This is a genomic window from Bacillus sp. LK2 (assembly GCF_001043575.1).
Taxonomy (GTDB): Bacteria; Bacillota; Bacilli; order Bacillales; family Bacillaceae_G; genus Bacillus_A; species Bacillus_A paramycoides.
Genome location: NZ_LDUK01000021.1, coordinates 371,708 through 385,708 on the forward strand (window position 1 = coordinate 371,708; position 14,001 = coordinate 385,708).

20 protein-coding genes are annotated in these 14,001 nt (G+C 35.7%); 9 read left to right on the forward strand and 11 right to left on the reverse strand.

The window, feature by feature from the left end:
* Positions 1-189 precede the first annotated feature (189 nt).
* From VK90_RS16885 to VK90_RS16905, 5 genes are all read left to right on the forward strand, one after another.
* Positions 190-1,167, forward strand: coding sequence for a LacI family DNA-binding transcriptional regulator (locus VK90_RS16885; RefSeq protein WP_048374167.1), 978 nt, complete (start codon positions 190-192; stop codon positions 1,165-1,167).
* A 99-nt stretch (positions 1,168-1,266) separates the two neighbouring features.
* Positions 1,267-1,848, forward strand: a complete 582-nt coding sequence (locus VK90_RS16890; protein ID WP_048374168.1) for a TetR/AcrR family transcriptional regulator — start codon at positions 1,267-1,269, stop codon at positions 1,846-1,848.
* Between the two features lie 71 nt (positions 1,849-1,919).
* Positions 1,920-2,252: a DMT family transporter gene (locus VK90_RS16895; protein ID WP_025150049.1), complete on the forward strand. Its 333-nt coding sequence runs from the start codon at positions 1,920-1,922 to the stop codon at positions 2,250-2,252.
* Position 2,253: 1 nt separating this feature from the next.
* Complete coding sequence (locus tag VK90_RS16900) at positions 2,254-2,568, forward strand: DMT family transporter (RefSeq protein WP_048374169.1); 315 nt, start codon at positions 2,254-2,256, stop codon at positions 2,566-2,568.
* A 15-nt stretch (positions 2,569-2,583) separates the two neighbouring features.
* Positions 2,584-2,841 (forward strand): DUF3975 family protein, encoded by a 258-nt coding sequence (locus tag VK90_RS16905; RefSeq protein ID WP_048374170.1) that lies wholly within the window; start codon positions 2,584-2,586, stop codon positions 2,839-2,841.
* 16 nt (positions 2,842-2,857) lie between these two features.
* Here the strand turns inward: VK90_RS16905 and VK90_RS16910 are convergent, their stop codons facing one another.
* The 6 genes from VK90_RS16910 to gcvT all read right to left on the reverse strand — a co-directional run bounded on the left by VK90_RS16910 (position 2,858) and on the right by gcvT (position 8,025).
* Entirely contained in the window at positions 2,858-3,043 is a 186-nt protein-coding gene (locus VK90_RS16910; RefSeq protein ID WP_048374171.1) for a hypothetical protein, read from the reverse strand.
* Between the two features lie 295 nt (positions 3,044-3,338).
* A complete protein-coding gene (locus VK90_RS16915) occupies positions 3,339-3,530 on the reverse strand; it encodes a hypothetical protein (RefSeq protein WP_000535934.1) in 192 nt (63 codons plus the stop codon).
* Positions 3,531-3,600: 70 nt separating this feature from the next.
* The gene (locus VK90_RS16920; RefSeq protein WP_000262495.1) at positions 3,601-3,804 is read right to left on the reverse strand and encodes a DUF3929 family protein; all 204 of its coding nucleotides are present in this window, start codon (positions 3,802-3,804) and stop codon (positions 3,601-3,603) included.
* A gap of 284 nt (positions 3,805-4,088) precedes the next feature.
* A complete protein-coding gene (gene gcvPB, locus VK90_RS16925; protein ID WP_048374172.1) occupies positions 4,089-5,564 on the reverse strand; it encodes an aminomethyl-transferring glycine dehydrogenase subunit 2 in 1,476 nt (491 codons plus the stop codon).
* Complete coding sequence (gcvPA, locus tag VK90_RS16930) at positions 5,561-6,904, reverse strand: aminomethyl-transferring glycine dehydrogenase subunit 1 (protein WP_048374173.1); 1,344 nt, start codon at positions 6,902-6,904, stop codon at positions 5,561-5,563. The genes gcvPB and gcvPA overlap by 4 nt, the downstream gene beginning before the upstream one ends.
* 20 nt (positions 6,905-6,924) lie before the next feature.
* A complete protein-coding gene (gcvT, locus tag VK90_RS16935; protein ID WP_048374174.1) occupies positions 6,925-8,025 on the reverse strand; it encodes a glycine cleavage system aminomethyltransferase GcvT in 1,101 nt (366 codons plus the stop codon).
* A 391-nt stretch (positions 8,026-8,416) separates the two neighbouring features.
* On the opposite strand from gcvT, the gene VK90_RS16940 reads away from it, so the two are divergent.
* Both VK90_RS16940 and VK90_RS16945 read left to right on the forward strand, forming a co-directional pair.
* A complete protein-coding gene (locus VK90_RS16940) occupies positions 8,417-10,099 on the forward strand; it encodes a DEAD/DEAH box helicase (RefSeq protein ID WP_048374175.1) in 1,683 nt (560 codons plus the stop codon).
* A complete protein-coding gene (locus VK90_RS16945) occupies positions 10,086-10,880 on the forward strand; it encodes a YqhG family protein (RefSeq protein WP_048374176.1) in 795 nt (264 codons plus the stop codon). The genes VK90_RS16940 and VK90_RS16945 overlap by 14 nt, the downstream gene beginning before the upstream one ends.
* Positions 10,881-10,930: 50 nt before the next feature.
* Here the strand turns inward: VK90_RS16945 and VK90_RS31105 are convergent, their stop codons facing one another.
* Positions 10,931-11,062, reverse strand: coding sequence for a hypothetical protein (locus tag VK90_RS31105; protein WP_053081430.1), 132 nt, complete (start codon positions 11,060-11,062; stop codon positions 10,931-10,933).
* Between the two features lie 96 nt (positions 11,063-11,158).
* Positions 11,159-11,386 carry a hypothetical protein gene (locus tag VK90_RS16950; RefSeq protein WP_000032698.1) on the reverse strand — a complete coding sequence of 76 codons (228 nt, stop codon included), beginning with the start codon at positions 11,384-11,386 and terminating at the stop codon, positions 11,159-11,161.
* 72 nt (positions 11,387-11,458) lie between these two features.
* Here VK90_RS16950 and VK90_RS28825 point away from each other — a divergent pair, with 72 nt between their 5' ends.
* Positions 11,459-11,575, forward strand: coding sequence for a GTP pyrophosphokinase (locus tag VK90_RS28825; protein WP_071718678.1), 117 nt, complete (start codon positions 11,459-11,461; stop codon positions 11,573-11,575).
* Between the two features lie 141 nt (positions 11,576-11,716).
* Positions 11,717-12,349 (forward strand): VC0807 family protein, encoded by a 633-nt coding sequence (locus VK90_RS16955; RefSeq protein ID WP_025147457.1) that lies wholly within the window; start codon positions 11,717-11,719, stop codon positions 12,347-12,349.
* A gap of 101 nt (positions 12,350-12,450) precedes the next feature.
* Here VK90_RS16955 and VK90_RS16960 read toward each other — a convergent pair whose 3' ends face one another.
* From VK90_RS16960 to VK90_RS16970, 3 genes are all read right to left on the reverse strand, one after another.
* Positions 12,451-12,651 (reverse strand): YqzE family protein, encoded by a 201-nt coding sequence (locus VK90_RS16960; RefSeq protein ID WP_002173442.1) that lies wholly within the window; start codon positions 12,649-12,651, stop codon positions 12,451-12,453.
* 38 nt (positions 12,652-12,689) lie between these two features.
* Entirely contained in the window at positions 12,690-13,187 is a 498-nt protein-coding gene (locus VK90_RS16965; RefSeq protein ID WP_002173443.1) for a shikimate kinase, read from the reverse strand.
* A gap of 155 nt (positions 13,188-13,342) precedes the next feature.
* Positions 13,343-13,993 carry a 2OG-Fe(II) oxygenase gene (locus VK90_RS16970; RefSeq protein WP_048374177.1) on the reverse strand — a complete coding sequence of 217 codons (651 nt, stop codon included), beginning with the start codon at positions 13,991-13,993 and terminating at the stop codon, positions 13,343-13,345.
* Positions 13,994-14,001: the final 8 nt, after the last annotated feature.

Genomic DNA, 14,001 nt, shown 5'->3' on the forward strand with positions numbered 1-14,001 from the left:
TATTCTCACACATTTTGACAAAAATTCTTTGTGGACATACAAAAATGACCTCGCCACTCTTACGCCCAAATAAAAAGGTTACGCGAATAACGGAAGTCATATTTATAACATAGATTGTGAAAAGCTTTTCAGGTCAAGATTTTTTCATTCTTATTATTTTCCCTTATAATAAATAAAGAGGTGATACATATGGCCAATATAAAACAAATTGCAAAAACTGCTGGTGTATCCATATCAACGGTTTCCCGTGTCCTTAATAATCATCCTTACGTAAAAGAAGAAAAACGTAAGCGTGTTCTAGATGCAGTTGAAGAATTGAACTATGCAAAAAATATTAATGCAGTCCATTTAATAAGAGGTAAAACATATACAATTGGCGTTATGCTACCTTTCATTAATCTCCCGTATTTTAGCACCATTATTGAAGGAATCGGAAACGAAGCATTATTAGCTGGATATCATATTAATTTGTGCCAAACGAATTACGATAGTATTGAAGAAATTCGCGTTCTTGAAATGATGAAAATGAAACAATTCGACGGGATAATTATTTGCTCTCGAACGAGTTCATGGGAACAAATTGAACCGTTTGCAAAATTCGCTCCCATTATTTCATGTGAAAAAATGAAACATCCCCTCATTTCATCTGTCTATGTAGATCATTATGAAGGGTTCCGTCTCGGTACTTCCTATTTACTAAGTAAAGGTCATGAAAAAATCGGCATTTGTTTAGCAAGAAAAACAAGTGTTAATTCAATCGAGCGTGAAAAAGCTTTCGCCGATACTCTTCGTCACGAAGGAAAAATAGTGCACCCTGATTGGATTTTTCATCAATGCTATACGATGCAGGACGGGGCAAAAATACTTCAACGCATTTTAAATATGACAAATCGTCCAACTGCTATTTTCACAGCGAATGATCAAGTAGCTGCTGGTTTATTAACAGAAGCAAAAAAACATGGCATTCGCGTCCCTGAGGACCTCGCTATCCTTGGATTCGATAATCATGAAATTTCAAAAGCATTAGAAATTACAACTATTGAGCATCCCGGCCTCACGATGGGATCACGTGCTTTTTCTTTATTCCATAAACAGATGCAAGACGAACAAATTATCGGAAGCTCAGAAGAACTTTCATTCCATTTAATTGAGCGAAAAACGGTCTAAAAAAAGAGTGCTAACTATAGTGCTCTTTTTTTCAACGTTTCCCCATTGACTTTATAATTTTCATCTCATATAATTAACCTAACGAACGGTAGGTAGGGGATGAAAATGACAGCAAACCGCATTAAAGCTATAGCACTTTCTCATTTCGCACGCTACGGCTACGAAGGAACTTCATTAGCAAATATTGCTCAAGAAGTTGGGATTAAAAAACCATCGATTTACGCACACTTTAAAGGAAAAGAAGAGTTATATTTCACATGCTTAGAATCCGCTCTTCAAAAAGATTTGCAGAGCTTCACAGACGATATCGAAAACTTCTCAAAATCGTCCACCGAAGACTTACTCTTAAGTTTGTTAAAAGGTTATGCAAAACGATTTGGCGAAAGTGAAGAATCAATGTTTTGGTTACGAACTTCTTATTTTCCGCCGGATGCATTTCGTGAACAAATTATTGATAAAGCGAATATACACATCGAAAACGTCGGAAAACTTTTATTACCTGTATTTAAACGGGCAAACGAGCAAGGTGAACTGCATAATATTGAAGTGAAAGACGCTTTAGAAGCTTTTCTATGCTTACTGGACGGACTTATGGTCGAACTACTATTCGCAGGTTTAAATCGTTTTGAGACACGTTTAGACGCTTCTTGGAAAGTATTTTGGCGCGGACTTTCAAACTGACGGATTGCTCCTTTGCAATGCGTCGTTTTTAAGCCCTTTACCTAACGACTGGTAGGAAGGAGAAATGACATATGGCATGGATTTATGTAATATTAGCTGGTATTATTGAAATTTTTTGGGTGATTGGACTAAAACACGCGGAGGCTCCATTAGAATGGGCGGGTGTTGCTCTATTAATTACAGTAAGTTTCATCTTATTATTTAGAGCTTATAAAGATTTACCTGTTGGTACTGTGTACGCGGTCTTTACAGGGATTGGAGCAGGCGGAATCGTTCTTACAGAGATTTTTGTTTTCGGAGAACCTTTCTCTATTGTAAAAGTTTTATTAATTGGTTTAATCTTCTTCGGAGTAATCGGCTTAAAACGAGTAACAGAAGAAAAAGAAGCGAAGGAGGCTGCATAAAATGGCTTGGGTATTTTTAATTCTAGCTGGTATTTGTGAAATTATTGGTGTACTCTTTATGAAAGTAGCCACTGAAAAGAAAGGCTGGGCACCAAAAATTATTTTAATCGCTAACTTCGGCGTAAGCTTCTTCTTCTTATCCCTTGCAATGGATACATTACCGATGGGAACTGCTTATGCAATTTGGACTGGAATCGGAACTGCCGGAAGTGCACTTCTAGGTATTCTTATTTTCCGCGAATCAGCGGATTGGCGCCGCCTTGCCTTCTTAAGCTGCATTCTATGCGGCGCTGTTGGCTTAAAACTATTAAGCTAACGTGAGGTGAATGTCATGTGGAAAGAAAAAGGAAAACAAATATTAACATGGATCACACTCGGGATCGTCATTCTACTACAAATAAGTTTTCATATAATAGAATGGCTGTTTCATAAAGTATTATCCATTCTTACGTTCCTTCCTAACATGGCACTTGAAATTGCATCTATCGCTTGGTCAATTATTGCCTCCATTACTATCGTGATTATATGGAGTATCGCCAAGATTTGGAACAAGTTATTTAAAAAGGACAGTTCCTCTGAAAAAGAGTAACTGTCCTTTTTTATGTCTATTTAGATTTTCTATAGAAATTTGATGCGATAAGACAAAGCAGACCAACTATGGCAACACTCATACCAATCCCTTTATGCAATTTAGGAAATGGCGATGGTATATCTGAGTAAACATTTGATACTATGAGGCCAATTGAAAAAAATATTACCCCTATTCCAAATAACAATTTTCGTTTTCCCATCGTTCTCCCTCCTAAATTTTCTCATACCCTTCTTTCCTTTGGACATACTACCTAAAAAAGGAGTGGATGATATGCAAAATTCTATACATAAACATATCCTATTTTTATTTTTCCTATTTCTCGTTCTCATCATCGTTTTCAGCTTTATATTACATACTCCGAAAGATGTTATACCGAATAGCCTCTCTGTTTATAAACTCTTACTTTCATATTGTCGTTATTGAAGAAGGTACCTTTTGAAATTTTTGGCAAGAAAAAAAGACCAACATTTTCCTGTTGGTCTTTCGTATATGTATCACTTTTCAAAGCGATCTAACATTTCGTCTCTCATTCCGAAACTAACAACCGCAATTCCTACATACATAAAAAGAAGGAATGCCGGATGAACTGTATTGTACCAGCTGCTATCAACAATTAAATAAATCGTTAACGCCACAACAAGAACAAACGCTAAAATAAACATATAAAAGTGTCTTGTACTACCCATGATAAACTCCTCTCTTTTCACTTCACCATTCAACAGTATATTGTATCGAATAATTCGATATGACTCAAGGTTAACTTTCTGTTATGTAATCGAGCTCTACCTTTACAATGTCCTCACACGCTATTGAAATGATTGTTCCTTGTTTATCAATCGCTGTCACTTCTCTATTATCCATTACACGATGCGCTACTCTTTCTAACACTTTCCCTTGGTCTCGATAACAAAATTCTTTTACATCTTTAATTGTTTCTCCGTTTTCTAAATGGTATACCATTCTATAACATCGATATCCCACACTTCCACCCCCGTCTTGCTCGTTTTTTCACATATACATAAAAATGAGTAATTTCTGCCCCATCACATCTTCTTAATTTCAATAAAATTCTAACAAAAATAAATACTTTTATCAAACCGACTTTTTCAACAAAACCACCTATGAAACGGCATCATTACAGCAATATGAAACAAAAAATATAAATTTTTAACATTTTTTTCATGCTATCTGCACCAATTTTGCAAAAAAAAAGAACCCGCATATAGCGAGTTCTTTTTTTCCAATCAAACTTGTACAGGTGCTAGTTTTTCATAACGTAACACTGGTTTACGAGCAGCCATCGTTTCATCCAAACGTTTAATTACCGTTGTATGTGGCGCTTCTTGTACAACTTCTGGATTTTCTTCTACTTCTTTAGCAATTTGAATCATTTTATCAATGAAACCATCTAACGTTTCTTTTGATTCTGTTTCTGTTGGCTCAATCATAATACATTCTTCCACATTTAATGGGAAGTAAATTGTTGGTGGATGGTAGCCGAAATCAAGCAGACGTTTTGCAATATCTAACGTACGTACACCAAGTTTCTTTTGACGACGACCTGATAATACAAATTCATGCTTACAATGTCTATCGAATGGAAGATCGTAGAACGGTGCTAATCTTCTCATCATATAGTTTGCATTTAATACAGCATACTCAGTTACTGCACGTAATCCATCTGGACCCATAGAACGAATATATGTGTATGCACGAACGTTAATTCCGAAGTTACCATAGAATGGTTTCACACGTCCAATTGCTTCTGGACGGTCGTAGTTAAAGTGATAACCGTTTTCCGTTTTCTCTAAAATTGGTTTTGGTAAGAACGGAATTAAATCAGCTTTCACACCTACTGGACCAGAACCTGGGCCACCGCCGCCGTGCGGGCCTGTAAATGTTTTATGAAGGTTTAAATGCACAACGTCAAATCCCATATCTCCTGGGCGAGCTTGACTTAATACGGCATTTAAGTTTGCACCATCATAGTATAATTTACCGCCTGCATTATGGACGATTTCTGCCATTTCTAAAATATTTTCTTCGAATAGGCCTAATGTATTTGGATTTGTTAACATAAGTGCTGCCGTTTCTTCATTGACAACACGTTTTAAGTCTTCCAAATCAACAAGACCATTTTCATTTGATTTTACTGTAATTGTTTCAAAACCAGCTACAGTTGCAGATGCTGGATTCGTTCCGTGAGCAGAATCAGGAACAATTACTTTCGTACGGTTAAAGTCACCTTTTGCTTCATGGTATGCACGAATTAACATTAAACCTGTCCATTCTCCGTGTGCACCAGCTGCTGGTTGTAATGTAACGGTATCCATACCTGTAATTTCAATTAAATGTTCTTGTAAATCGTACATTAATTCCATTGCACCTTGCACTGTTTTTTCATCTTGAAGTGGATGAATATTTGCAAAGCCTGCGAAGCGTGCTACGTTTTCATTAATTTTCGGATTATATTTCATCGTACAAGATCCAAGTGGATAGAATCCTGAATCCACACCGTGGTTACGGTTTGAAAGCGCTGTGTAATGGCGCATAATATCAAGTTCAGATACTTCTGGAAGCTCTGCATCTTCTACTCGAATATAATCACTCTCAAACACATCTTCTAATTTTACTTCTTCTACATCTAATTTGGGTAAGCTATATCCTACGCGTCCTTCTTTACTCATTTCAAAAATAAGTGCTTGGTCTTGGTTCTTCATTGGATAGCCCCCATTTCGTTTACAAGTGTGTCAATTTCCTCTTTTGTACGAAGCTCTGTTACTGCTACAAGCATATGGTTTGCATGCTCTTTATAATCACGGCCTAGGTCGTAACCACCGATAATATTCTTTTGTATTAATACATCATTTACTTCTTTAACTGGACGTTTACAATCTACAACAAATTCATTGAAGAATGGTTCAGCGAATGTTACTGTGAAACCTTTCGCTTCGAATTGACGTTTTGCATATTGTGCTTTAGAAATATTTTGACGTGCCATTTCTTTCACACCTTGTTTTCCAAGTGCTGTCATTGCAACTGATGCTGCTAATGCATTTAACGCTTGGTTTGAACAAATGTTAGACGTCGCTTTATCACGGCGAATATGCTGTTCACGTGCTTGTAATGTTAATACAAACCCACGTTTACCATCTGAATCTACAGTTTGTCCGACAAGACGTCCTGGAATTTTACGCATAAATGCTTTCGTTGTTGCAAAGTAACCACAATGAGGTCCACCAAACTGCGTTGGGATACCAAATGGTTGTGCATCACCGATTACAATATCAGCACCCAATTTCCCTGGCGGTGTTAATGCGCCTAATGATAATGGATTTGAAGAAACGATAAATAATGATTTTTGTTGATGAACGATTTTTTCGATATCAGCTAACTTTTCAACTTGTCCGAAGAAGTTTGGATATTGAACGATTACACAAGCAACTGTATCATCTACTTCACTTTGTAATACTTCTAAATCTGTTACACCGTTTTTATGATCAATTTCAACAACTTCAAGATGTTGACCTTTTGCATATGTTTCAAGTACCGCTCTTGATTCTGGATGAACTGCACTAGACACAAGAATTTTCTTTTTGCGCGTATGACCAGCTGCTAGCATTGCCGCTTCAGCTAAAGCTGTACCTCCGTCATACATAGAAGAGTTTGCTACATCCATTCCTGTTAATTCACAAATCATTGTTTGGAATTCAAAAATTGCTTGTAACTCCCCTTGTGAAATTTCTGGTTGGTATGGTGTGTAAGCTGTATAAAATTCTGAACGAGAAATAACATGATCAACAATTACTGGAGCGTAATGATCGTATACGCCTGCTCCTAAGAAAGAAGCGTATTCTTTTAAGTTCGCATTTTTACTAGCCATTTGAGATAACTCTTTTAAAAGCTCTGGCTCTGATTTTGCTTCTTTAATTTTTAAATCCCCTTTAAAACGAACACTCTCTGGAATATCAGAGAATAACTCATCAATCGTTTGAACGCCGATTGTTTGTAACATTTCTTTTTTGTCTTCTTCTGTCATTGGAAGATAACGATGCAACATGAAATCTACCCCTCTCCCCGTTACTTTGAACGTTTATAAAATGGTGTTGGAACAACTACTGCTTTGACGCGTTTATTACGAATTTCAATTTCTACTTCTGTATCAACTGCTGCGTATTTTACATCAATTAGTGCTAAACCAATGCTTTTCTTTAACGTTGGAGATTGTGTACCACTCGTTACTTCCCCGATTTTTTCTTCTCCTATAAATACAGGGTAATGCGTACGAGGAATACCACGTTCGATTACTTCGATGCCGACTAACTTACGAGGTGCACCGTTTTCTTTTTGCTCTTTTAACGTTTCTTTTCCAAAGAAGTCTGCTTCTTTATTTGTTTTTACCGCAAAGCCAATTCCTGCTTCAAGCGGTGTAATATCTTTTGATAATTCTTGTCCGTATAACGGAAGAGTTGCTTCGAAGCGAAGTGTATCACGAGCACCTAAACCACATGCTTTTAAGCCCTCTTCTGCTCCAACTTCAAGAAGTTTCTCCCAAAGTTTTGCAGCATCTTCACTCTTACAGTAAATTTCGAATCCATCTTCACCCGTGTAACCTGTACGAGATACAAGTGCAGGAATTCCATCTACAAGAATATCGTTTTTAAATTTAAAGAACTTAATTTCTTTCAAATCTTCTGACACAACTTTTTGTAAAATGCCTTCTGCTTTTGGTCCTTGAATTGCAAGCTGTGCAACTTCACTAGAAACATTGACTACTTTCGCATCGCCAATTACATGACTTGCTAACCATTCGTAATCTTTCTCGATATTTGATGCATTGATTACTAATAAATAGTCTTCTTCACCACGTTTGTAGATTAATAAATCATCTACAGTGCCACCATTTTCATAGCACATAGCTGTATATTGTGCGCCTCCTACCTTTAAGGTAGATACGTCATTTGTAACAACACGTTGTAAAAATGCTAAACTATCTACACCCTTTACCTCTACTTCTCCCATATGAGATACATCGAACAAACCTGCCGCTGTACGTACAGCTTCGTGTTCTTCTTTAATGCTTGAAAATTGAACTGGTAATTCCCAACCACCGAAGTCGATTGTTTTCCCACCATACTTCGCGTATACATCAAATAACGGTGTACGTTGTAATGTAATCATGCTCTTTCCCCCTTATGCTCTGACAAATCAATAAAAGTTGCTTCCCATATCTAAACATTTTCATTCTGAAAAGATAAGGATATACGGAATCTCATTATATTTTTTTATGAAAGCGTAAATAAAAAGTTACTTTCTTGGATAAAATACGAAAGATTCCACACATTTCACACCATTATCCTAACATTATTCGCTATATTTCATCAATATTCTAGCATAAAAAATAATTTAGAATTTTTTATTCTTAATCTAATTAAATACAACTTCTGGGATTTAGCCCTTTATCATTGCCTATTCTTTAACCTTTAGCAAGTGTGATAGCGCCTTATTACAAGGCTTATATTAAAGATTTTTTTCATAATCATTTTAGTTTATAAAAGGTGGGAGAGTCTTAATGAATGTCGATATTTCCGTAGATCGAACGTGGCAAAACAATTTTTTAAAACGAATTGATGAAGATGGTCCTTGGACAAATTGGGATTTATATCATTTAGCTTATAAAACAGAGAAATCATTACTCGTCCCTACTTTTGATGGATTGCAAGCACCGAAACATTTATCACATTTCACGCCGCTTCCGCATCAATTAGAAGTCGCTCAAAATGTCATTGAACAAATGAATGGTAAAGCGATTCTAGCAGACGAAGTCGGACTTGGAAAAACGATCGAAGCTGGTCTTATTTTAAAAGAATATATGGTGCGTGGACTCGTAAAAAAGGTACTTATTCTCGTTCCAGCTTCCCTCGTGTCTCAGTGGGCGTATGAACTAAACACAAAATTTTTTATTCCTGCGGTCGCTCAAAAGAAAAGTTATTCTTGGGAACAAGCTGATGTCATCGTTTCATCAATCGATACTGCGAAACGTTCGCCACATCGTGATATCGTTTTAAACTTAGAGTATGATCTGATTATTATCGATGAAGCACATAAACTAAAAAATAATAAAACAAAAAACTATGAATTTGCACAACGATTAAAAAAGAAGTTTTGTTTATTACTAACCGCAACTCCCGTTCAAAATAAAATTGATGAAATCTTCAACCTTGTTTCTTTATTAAAACCAGGTCATTTAGGCAATCAATCTAATTTTGAAGAATATTATGCTTCCAAAAATCGTTCAGCTGAATCTGATGAAGATTTAAAAACTCTCATCAACAAAGTGATGGTTCGAAATAGACGTCATAATACTGGAATTGATTGGCCAAAGAGGCATGTACGAACATTATTCGTTGAATTTAATAAGGAAGAACAAGCTTTATATAATGAAATTGAAAATTGGCGAGGACAAGATGCCTTCACGTCCGCTTTCTCATCCTTAACTTTAAAACGAGAGGCATGTAGTAGTCGTGAAGCTGTTTACTATTCATTAAAAAAACATGTAGAAAAAAGGCAGAAAGAAAATGAGCATTACATAAAGGACCCACATATTGATGTGCTGATGGATAAAATTAATCATATTCCGTTCAACTCAAAAGCAAATAAAGCTCTAGAGCTTATAAAAGAAATTGACGATAAGGTCATCATTTTCACTGAATATAGAGCGTCACAAATGTATTTACAATGGTTCTTACAACAACATGGAATTTCCTCTGTCCCATTTCGCGGTGGATTTAAGCGCGGGAAGAAAGATTGGATGAAGGAGCTTTTCCAAAATCATGCACAAGTGTTAATTGCGACCGAAGCTGGCGGTGAAGGAATTAACTTGCAATTTTGTAGCCATATGATTAATTACGACTTACCATGGAATCCAATGCGCCTCGAGCAAAGGATTGGGCGTATTCACCGCCTAGGACAAAAAAATGATGTTCACATTTATAACTTAGCAACAAAACATACTGTTGAAGAGCACATTTTAAAACTACTATATGAAAAAATTAATTTATTTGAACGTGTGATCGGTGAACTCGATGAAATTTTAACGAGAATCAATATGAAAAATATTGATGCGCATATTCAAGAAATTTTCGCGCAATCAAAAAGCGAAGGTGAAATTCGAATCAAGATGGAAAATTTAACATCTATTATCGATTTTGCGAAGCGCAATGAAGCTGAGGTGCAAGACTATGCAGCAAAATGAAATTCATAATTACTTATACAACTTTTTCGAGGCGAATAACTGTGAAATTTTAAAGCACTCTCCTCATCTATTAGATGTACAATTAACAATTGAAATGGACAAATTATTAATGAATCGTCCTTTCTATTGGCACTATCTCGAAAAAACAGGAGGCATTCCTAATCCGATGCGTCTTACTCTCCTTACAAATTCGGAGGATGAAGAAAATGATGGTGAACTTATTCATTACGGTTCACCACGCTTGCATCAAATCTTTGAAACAACAAAAGAACTAGGTTCATACATACGTTTATATGAGGAAGTGAAACATAGCGGGGCAACTCATACCCCTCTACATCCTTGGCTTGGTGTAAATATAAAAGTATCTTATCAATGCGACCGAAAAAAAGACATACTTCATTCCATCGGTATTCATCTTATTTCTGGCACAATGATTGCAAACTTTCATGACACTTTAGCAGAGATCAAACTCACGCCGAAAATACCTGATTTTTGTTTTACACTCTCACCTATCATTAAGCCACAAAGTGGCTTACAACGTATAGAGGATGCTTTAAAAAGTATAATAGCTGAAGACGACCATACGTGGGCAAAAGAAGCAAGAGTGCGTTGGAATCACGATTTAGACCTTTTAAATCGGTTTTACGAAGATAACGATGAACTGCCAGAAAGCTATGAAATTGAAAAGCAAGCATTACAAGAACAATACGAACCACGCATTACAATGCAAATTATAAACGGTGGTCTCTTCTATATTACCGCAAATCATTTTCTATCTTAAAGAAAGCTCCTTCAGCTTTAGAAGGAGCTTCTTTTAAGATATTTCCCAGCCTATTCTCTATCGTCATTACGCTCTTGCTGGTTTTTCTTCGTCATACGTTTCTGATATGCACGATCCTTCGCACTTACATGATTTGCATCAGTCGGAAGATTCTCTTTTGAACGCCCAATTCCATTGCTCATCTTTTCCCCTCCTTTTTCATGTTTCAACATGCACCTTTATTTTCAGCTAGAGGCTCAATCCTTATACAAAAAAATAAGAGCAGCAATTAGCTACTCTTACTCATTCACGTATTTTTGAAACATATCATGGATACCTTGATTTACGAGGTTCGAGATTTGCTCGTCAGATTTATTCGGATAACGATCACGCAATCTGATAGATGCCTTCACCATTAAATTTTCTAATACAGAACGGCCACCTTCTCCATAAATAATTTCAGCATACTTAACAAGCCTTCCATCCTCTAATGTTGCTGGATTATGATTGAAGAAAAATTTACTCATTGTCTCCACCTCTCTCTTTGATAACGTTTACATTTATATAGATTATTTATGTTATTTATTTCACAATATTGTATGCATGTATATTTAATTAGTTTCATTATAAAGCAACATATCAATAGTAAATATGTGATTTTCCGTCCATTTTGTGAACAAATCAAAAATGAAAGCGTTTCCTTTATTATATACTAAAAAAACTTACTACGCTAGGGGCAATTTTTTTCAATCTACTACTCCCCCAAAGATTGATATACTTTTTCTTTTTCCACTAAACCTTATACAATTTTCAGAAATTATATTATAAAATATATGTATGACTTAAGGAGGCTCTATATGAATCAAAATAAAAAAGCTATATTAGATCTTGTCTTTTATCTCGTATTCCCATTCCTCATTTGGAAATTTGCAAAACCTTATATCGATCCTTATTACGCGATGTTAATCTCATCTGTCCCTGGGATTATTTATACACTGTATACGTTTAAAAAGGAAAAACAGTTTAACGTGACAGGGTTCTTTATTTTAATCACACTCATCGCTAATACAACTGTAGATTTAATATCAGGATCAGCCGAACGAATGTTATGGAATGATGCATATTACCATATCGTACTCGGTATTATCGTCATATGTTCAATTTTTATAAAAAAACCACTTATGTTATATTTTGCTGCGGATATTGCAGCACTGCAAGGTCATGATCGCGATAAAAGCCGTGAGCTTTATCGTGATAGCCGTATATATCCAGCATTACAATATTTAACACTATTTTTTGGTCTTCAATTTATTTTAAAAAGCTTCTTGAAAATCTATTTTATCTCTGTTTTCGGTGTAGATGGATATGGTGAAATGAGAGCTATTATGACCGCTGTTGGTTGGGGAATTTCTATTTGTATAGGAATAGGATTTGTATGGGTAAATAATAAAATACATGCAGTTACAGAAGAAAAAGAGTCTGTACAATAGAAAAAATCCCTAGTGCCTTATTGCACTAGGGATTTTTCATTCCATATACTTATCACAAAAGAATCCAATGTATTTTCACCGTAAATACTCGTAGAAAATAATTAGCTTGATTTTTTTCTTTTATCTTTTACATTTCGATAAAACAAAGCAGCGCTCAGCGGCATAACACCAAACCATTTATTTAAGAATGGCTCTTTCTCTGCACGGCGTTGTTCCTTCTTTTGTTTTCGATCCTCTTTTGGAGCATCCATATATGACACAAATTGCTGTGTCACAAAGCGAACATAATCATTAGTAGACATATTATCATCACCTCTACTTGATTAGTATGTCCACTTTTTTATACATTAATCTTCCCCTTTAATTCATTCATAATTTGTTCTACAGACTTATTTGTCGTATCAATATGAATATCCGCCTCTTCATAATAAGCTCGGCGCGATTCGAATTTCGTTACAAATGCATCTATATCTTTCTTCTGAAATAGCGGACGTGTCGTATCTTCACGAAGCCTTTCTGCAATCACATATGGATCGCAATATAAATATACGACAGTGCCGTTCTCTTTCATCCACTTTCGATTTTCTGCGCGTTCAATAATCCCTCCACCAGTTGTAATAATTACATTATGGGCTGGTAGTGAACGCAACATTTCACTTTCATATTCACGAAAAACAATTTCTCCTTCTTCGGCAAAAATGTGCCGAATTAACTTTCCTTGCTTCTCTTCAATTTGGTGATCTGTGTCTACAACATCCATATGAAGTTCTTTACTTAGTGCTTTCCCGATTGTTGTTTTCCCTGCTCCCATATAACCAGTTATGTATATAGACTTCATTTTCGTCCCTCTCAATCATCCGTTATTATTTGTTATTATAACGAAAGATGTTACTTTATTTAATAAAAAAACGTTTTGTTCTTCTTATGCTATGAAGAACAAAACGTAACATACTCACTATTTTTTCACAATCAAACAAGCTTGCTAGCTTGCTTTTACTTATAAGTACCTCTTCTCATCCATTGCGTTGCAATCCATTTCTCGCCTTTCGTAACAGGTGCCCCTCCGTGTAACGTAAGCTCATTTAGTGATTGGTCTTGATAAAAATATTCAAAGTATACTGCCATTCCCTTTCTAGGGTGTACAGAAAGATTTAATTTCGGAAAGAATGTTTCCCCGCCTTCTTCTACATCATTTAAGTACATCACAAGAGTACTTATACGATTATTAGCAGCTGATCTACTATGTTCCGCAAAATAATCATAGTGCGCTTTATATTCTTGATCCACTGCATAATTTAAAATGTGCAATCCTTCTCCATGCGCTACAGGAACATTCGTGATAGATGAAATTCGTTTTTCAATCTTCGAAGTAAGTTCATTCTCTTCTAAAAATGCACCGCTACTTGTTCGAATATCATTTACATTACGTGATGAACCAATTTTAGAACGCTCCATTTTATTTTTAGACAATTCGATTAATTCATCGCATTCTTCATCACTTAATACATTTGCTAATACGACAATAAGAGGCTCTTCGAATCTTGAGATAATGTGTACATCTCTATCCTCTGTCACAATCGTGTTGCCTTTGTGATCAAAAATCGTCATTTCTTTATTTCCAACTATTTGATTTTCATTTTCCATGTACCTAT

Bases quoted from the DNA above. Each gene is read 5' to 3' on its own strand.
- VK90_RS16885 (WP_048374167.1), top strand. From the start codon at position 190: ATGGCCAATATAAAACAAATTGCAAAAACTGCTGGTGTATCCATATCA.
- VK90_RS16890 (WP_048374168.1), top strand. From the start codon at position 1,267: ATGAAAATGACAGCAAACCGCATTAAAGCTATAGCACTTTCTCATTTC.
- VK90_RS16895 (WP_025150049.1), top strand. From the start codon at position 1,920: ATGGCATGGATTTATGTAATATTAGCTGGTATTATTGAAATTTTTTGG.
- VK90_RS16900 (WP_048374169.1), top strand. From the start codon at position 2,254: ATGGCTTGGGTATTTTTAATTCTAGCTGGTATTTGTGAAATTATTGGT.
- VK90_RS16905 (WP_048374170.1), top strand. From the start codon at position 2,584: ATGTGGAAAGAAAAAGGAAAACAAATATTAACATGGATCACACTCGGG.
- VK90_RS16910 (WP_048374171.1), bottom strand. From the start codon at position 3,043: ATGGGAAAACGAAAATTGTTATTTGGAATAGGGGTAATATTTTTTTCA.
- VK90_RS16915 (WP_000535934.1), bottom strand. From the start codon at position 3,530: ATGGGTAGTACAAGACACTTTTATATGTTTATTTTAGCGTTTGTTCTT.
- VK90_RS16920 (WP_000262495.1), bottom strand. From the start codon at position 3,804: ATGGTATACCATTTAGAAAACGGAGAAACAATTAAAGATGTAAAAGAA.
- gcvPB (WP_048374172.1), bottom strand. From the start codon at position 5,564: ATGAAGAACCAAGACCAAGCACTTATTTTTGAAATGAGTAAAGAAGGA.
- gcvPA (WP_048374173.1), bottom strand. From the start codon at position 6,904: ATGTTGCATCGTTATCTTCCAATGACAGAAGAAGACAAAAAAGAAATG.
- gcvT (WP_048374174.1), bottom strand. From the start codon at position 8,025: ATGATTACATTACAACGTACACCGTTATTTGATGTATACGCGAAGTAT.
- VK90_RS16940 (WP_048374175.1), top strand. From the start codon at position 8,417: ATGAATGTCGATATTTCCGTAGATCGAACGTGGCAAAACAATTTTTTA.
- VK90_RS16945 (WP_048374176.1), top strand. From the start codon at position 10,086: ATGCAGCAAAATGAAATTCATAATTACTTATACAACTTTTTCGAGGCG.
- VK90_RS31105 (WP_053081430.1), bottom strand. From the start codon at position 11,062: ATGAGCAATGGAATTGGGCGTTCAAAAGAGAATCTTCCGACTGATGCA.
- VK90_RS16950 (WP_000032698.1), bottom strand. From the start codon at position 11,386: ATGAGTAAATTTTTCTTCAATCATAATCCAGCAACATTAGAGGATGGA.
- VK90_RS28825 (WP_071718678.1), top strand. From the start codon at position 11,459: ATGCATGTATATTTAATTAGTTTCATTATAAAGCAACATATCAATAGT.
- VK90_RS16955 (WP_025147457.1), top strand. From the start codon at position 11,717: ATGAATCAAAATAAAAAAGCTATATTAGATCTTGTCTTTTATCTCGTA.
- VK90_RS16960 (WP_002173442.1), bottom strand. From the start codon at position 12,651: ATGTCTACTAATGATTATGTTCGCTTTGTGACACAGCAATTTGTGTCA.
- VK90_RS16965 (WP_002173443.1), bottom strand. From the start codon at position 13,187: ATGAAGTCTATATACATAACTGGTTATATGGGAGCAGGGAAAACAACA.
- VK90_RS16970 (WP_048374177.1), bottom strand. From the start codon at position 13,993: ATGGAAAATGAAAATCAAATAGTTGGAAATAAAGAAATGACGATTTTT.